This window comes from Commensalibacter sp. A3DC, from assembly GCF_047307945.1.
GTDB classification, from domain to species: Bacteria; Pseudomonadota; Alphaproteobacteria; order Acetobacterales; family Acetobacteraceae; genus Commensalibacter; species Commensalibacter melissae.
The window spans coordinates 1-4,512 of sequence record NZ_JAXOQA010000097.1 but is presented as its reverse complement, the minus strand read 5'-3'; the positions used below and the strand labels follow the sequence as shown (position 1 = coordinate 4,512).

Here is a 4,512-nt window from a genome sequence, read left to right as displayed (position 1 = left end):
TTAAACAGTTACAGGGATTATGGGGTAGTTTACATTTTATTTCATCAGTTTATCATTGGATTTTAGATAATAATATTTATTCGGATTATTACAATGTTATAAATGACTTAGATACAGTTAAAGGTGATTTTAATTTAATATTGACGAAAATAAAAAATTTTAAAGATCCAGATTCAAAAAAAGCGTTAGAGTGGGCTAAATCTGGACAATTGAAATTACCAGAGAAAGTATAAATTTCAATAAATTTTAAATTAAAACTATAAAATTGGATCAGGTTATACGTTAATATAATTGAAGTATAATTTTTAAAACTGCTTTCGAATTTTATTGTTTGACCAGTTTCGCTAACAGATTTTGTTGTTCGATGGTCATGGGAAGTTCCGTTTTTGTTATATCCACACCCTGCCAGCCGGCTCCAAGGGCCGTGAACAAATTGATGGAATCCTGGAAACGTTCCAAAATGGCCACAGCCTCTTCATTGGCGGCATTTGTGGCTGTTCGTTGCGCGGTCAGGACATCCAGATATCCTGTAAGTCCTGCCTTATAGAGTTTTTGGGCACGGATAAGGGCAGTCTGGCTGCTTACTTTGGATTTGTGCAACAGATCAACATGTTCTGAATCATCACCCCAGGCCGCGATAACATCCTCGATCTCCTTCAGGGATGTCAGGATTGTTTGACGGTAATTTAACCGTGCCTCTTCTGCCTGAGCCTGCGCTTGCTTAACCGCGGCACTAAGGCGGCCACCATGCAGACCTGGAATGGAAAGATTGATAAAGCTGCTGGATACCAGACTGGCAATATTGGCCATTTGACTGGTAAAAGAAGTCGTTGGCATCGCACTCATGTCAATGGTGAATTGTGGATAGAGTTCTGCAACCGCAACACCGATATTTGCCGTTGCCATGGCGTATTGCCTTTCGGCCATACGTATGTCTGGACGATTGGCTAGGGCAATGGAAGGAATGGAGGGTGGAAATGGGGGTAAGTCTGGTAAAGGCTGTTCTATCTTAAGAAGTGTTTCCGTGGTTCCCGGCGTTTGTCCCAGCAAAACATCAATTGTATGGGTAATCTGGGTAATGCTGGTTTTCAAGGGCTCTCGACTTGCTCGCTGGGTTTCAAGCTCGGCTTCTGCCTGGGCAGTGCTTAGAGTCGTGCCTGTACCCTCAATATACTGTTTTTGTGCCAGATTATAGATATATTGGGCGATTGCAACATTTTCATCCGCTATGCGTAACCGTAGCTGCATGGTGCGGAGGGTTACATAGTTATTGGCCAGTTGAGAAAGCATGGCTAAAAGGACGGCTCTTCTATCCTCGATCGAGGCCTTTACAGCCTCTTCTTGGGATTGAACCATTCGTCTGATCAAACCGAATGTATCCAGTTGCCAGCTGAATGTCGCGCCATAACGACGTATAACGGCATTATTTGGATTTCCTTTTGATATCGAGATATTGCTGGATAAGGTATTGGAAGATGTCTGATATCCAAATCCGCCAGAACCATCCAGTTGGGGATACCATTTAGACGCCTGCTGATCACGCAAGGATTGAGCGGCCAAAATCCGTTGTCCCGCCATCTGAAGGTCATAATTGTTCTGGATGGCCTTTTCAACAAGTTGATTTAACAATGGATCATGAAACTGTTCCCACCAACGACGCATGTTGTTCGCTGCCTGGACAATCTCTTGGGCTGTGGCTGGTCTTTTCCATACTTTTTCAGTCCATTGTTCCGGAATTTTCATGTGATCCCGATGAAAATTGGGGCCAACCGTGCAGGCATTCAATCCAATCAAGGAAAATGTAATTGCTTTCTGCCAGATAGATTTTAGACGGAACATGTTTGAAATACTCATAGATGATCTTGTAACCAGGTGGCCAGTTTTCCTTTTCTGCCACTTGTTTGTGGGCCGACACTGATTGTGGCGGTCATGCCGGCGGAAAGATGGATCGTGTCTGGAATATGATCAATATGAATTCTTACGGGAATACGTTGAGCCAAACGAACCCAGGTAAAAATGGGATTAACATTTTGCAAACCAAAATTATCAGCGTTGGCATTAGAGTCATTGATACCACGGGCAATACTGACAACATGTCCGGGCAGTATCTGTTTATATCCCATTAACTTGATCCGGGCGACATCGCCGACATGAATGCCCCACATTTTGGTTTCTTCAAAATAGCCATAGACCCAGAAAGAATCGGCATCAATAACGGATAAATATGAATTGCCTGTATTGACGTAATCACCAACTCGTAAATTAAGATTTGTAATATAGCCATTGACAGGTGAATAAAGTATGGAACGCTGCAAATTTAACTTGGCTTCTGTCAGGGCTGCTTTTGCTGTATCTACACTTGCCTGTGCGGTTCTAACCTTTGTATTGAAATCTTCTTTTTCTTCTGTTGAAACAATGCCTTCCAATCCTTTGCGACGCATTGCATTACGACGTTGTAAGGCAAGATTGGCCTCCGCATTTTCCAAATTTGCCTCTGCCTGTTGAATGGCGATTTTAAAACGTAAGGGGTCAATTACGAAAAGGGGATCACCCTTGCGAACAAACTGGTTGTCCCTGACAGGAACCTGTACAATGGTGCCCGAAATTTCCGGGGCGATTTTAACGACGTATACTCTGACACGACCATCACGGGTCCATGGGGCAATCATGTAGGTGTCCCACAAGGCTACCCCTAGAATTATAGCCATGGCTACAATGATTAGGGTCAAGATGATGCGGATGATATTACTAATGGGTGCCATGATTGAAAAACAAATTCTTAAAGTCAGAAGTTATACATATAAGATAAGCAAACATAGGATACTGAAATATAAAGCTACTTCAAATAAAGCAAGATGCCAAAATAATTTTATTAAACCTGTTTTCCACAGGAAAGAACGGATAATAACAGTTAAGGCGAATGCAAATAAAGCATAAACAACAAAAGGGGCGATATAGACACCAAAAAAATCAAATTCTGCGATCATCTTGTTGCACTCAGAAAAAAGGAAACATTTTTACTAATTTTTAATGGATAGTTTGTAAATTCCCAGAAAAATAAAAAAGAGTAATATAAATTTGTTTTTTTTATGGACAAAATTTTCTTTAAAGCACAAAACATGAATCAATCAATTTGATCTTAAAAAATTAACTCTAATATTGTTTATAATATAATCCATTTATGATAGAAACGGATAATGATATGGGTAGCATTTAAAACATATTTAAGTAAGGGAATAAATCAAGAATTATTAAATGCTCTCCGTGCGGATTATGCCTAAATTATTTTCAAGTCAAGATATTTTCATTGTATATGTACATTAATTTTATTTTACAATGCGTTTTGCAGTAAATAAAATTTAGGTTAAAATAGAAAGGAAATATTTGGTCCATAATTGGAAAATTTGAATAGAAAAAATTAAATTGCATATTAAAATCAAGTAATTTTAATATGCAATTATAGATAAAAAAAGCATTTTATGAGTTATATCATTTATTAGTAATAAATCTAATTGTATGTTTAGATCTTGTCATTAAGTCTTATTACATTATTCAAAGTAAAATAAATAATATTTCTTGTCTTTTTTTATTATTATTAATTTAAATATATATTAAACTTGAAAACAAGTTTTATCGGATATGTAGAAGGAATTAAAATGTTTTTTTGCAAGAAAAAAAAAACAAATTTAAAGCAAATTAAAAATCAGGTTCAAGATAATGTCATGGCTTCAAAAGAACAGCTTAATCCTGCCTTGGCTGAAATGGCAGATAAAGCAGATAAGATTAAGGATGATATGAAGGATGTTGCAGAAGAACAAGTAGAGCAGCTTTCTAAAAAAGTTCAATCCAAACCGATCAAAGCGGTTTTGATCTCCACGATTATAGGTTTTGTACTGGGTCGGATGACGCGCTAGTAATATTTGTTGTAGAAATGGTCTATATACATGAAGATTGTTGAATTTGGCAAAGCAGCAGCGGATGCAGAGCTCCTGCTTTTGAAAAAAAAGTCAATTAGAGTAAGCAAGCAAATCCTGTTATGCTGTATAGGGGCAGTATTTGGATTATTTGTTTTAATTTCCTTGCATGCTGTTTTGGCGGCGCTGTGTTGCTGGTTGTTTCATATTGGTTTTTTGGGATCATCATTAATTATCCTAATTTTTGATATTTTGTGTGCTGGTATCTTTTTCTATCTAGCCTTGCAGGCAAAAATTGGTGAAGAAGAGATAGAAGCCAAGGTGATTCGGAACCATAATTTAAAGCAATTGCGTGATTCAATTGCCCTGACAACTTTAATTACTGCACTTACAGGGCCGTTGGGTGGATATTTACGAAGTTTTATATGGCAGTTTATTAAAAAGAAATTTAGAAAAAAAATCTGAATAGATTTTATTTATAATGTTGAGGTTTTTATAATAAATACTTCAACATTATTTACGAAGTTGTTGAAAAAAAATTGTTTTTCCAAATTTATCATTCTCATTATTAAGTTTTTGTTGATTTTTTTTATAAACT

The 4,512-nt window shown here is 37.2% G+C and carries 6 protein-coding genes; 3 read left to right on the top strand and 3 right to left on the bottom strand.

Annotated features, from left to right (window positions below; all coding sequences use genetic code 11):
- Positions 1-233, top strand: a 233-nt coding sequence (locus U0839_RS08495) for a hypothetical protein (RefSeq protein ID WP_413550471.1), incomplete at its 5' end; no start/stop codon positions are given.
- Positions 234-324: 91 nt separating this feature from the next.
- Here U0839_RS08495 and U0839_RS08490 read toward each other — a convergent pair.
- Genes U0839_RS08490 through U0839_RS08480 form a run of 3 tightly spaced genes read right to left on the bottom strand, consistent with a single transcriptional unit; the run spans position 325 to position 2,987 of the window.
- Positions 325-1,839: an efflux transporter outer membrane subunit gene (locus U0839_RS08490; protein WP_370533622.1), complete on the bottom strand. Its 1,515-nt coding sequence runs from the start codon at positions 1,837-1,839 to the stop codon at positions 325-327.
- 11 nt (positions 1,840-1,850) lie between these two features.
- Positions 1,851-2,762: an HlyD family secretion protein gene (locus U0839_RS08485; RefSeq protein WP_110439091.1), complete on the bottom strand. Its 912-nt coding sequence runs from the start codon at positions 2,760-2,762 to the stop codon at positions 1,851-1,853.
- Between the two features lie 30 nt (positions 2,763-2,792).
- Positions 2,793-2,987: a DUF1656 domain-containing protein gene (locus U0839_RS08480; protein WP_110439090.1), complete on the bottom strand. Its 195-nt coding sequence runs from the start codon at positions 2,985-2,987 to the stop codon at positions 2,793-2,795.
- Positions 2,988-3,656: 669 nt separating this feature from the next.
- Here U0839_RS08480 and U0839_RS08475 point away from each other — a divergent pair.
- Both U0839_RS08475 and U0839_RS08470 read left to right on the top strand, forming a co-directional pair.
- Entirely contained in the window at positions 3,657-3,914 is a 258-nt protein-coding gene (locus U0839_RS08475) for a hypothetical protein (protein ID WP_155566029.1), read from the top strand.
- 30 nt (positions 3,915-3,944) lie between these two features.
- Positions 3,945-4,379: a hypothetical protein gene (locus U0839_RS08470; RefSeq protein ID WP_155566028.1), complete on the top strand. Its 435-nt coding sequence runs from the start codon at positions 3,945-3,947 to the stop codon at positions 4,377-4,379.
- Positions 4,380-4,512 lie beyond the last annotated feature (133 nt).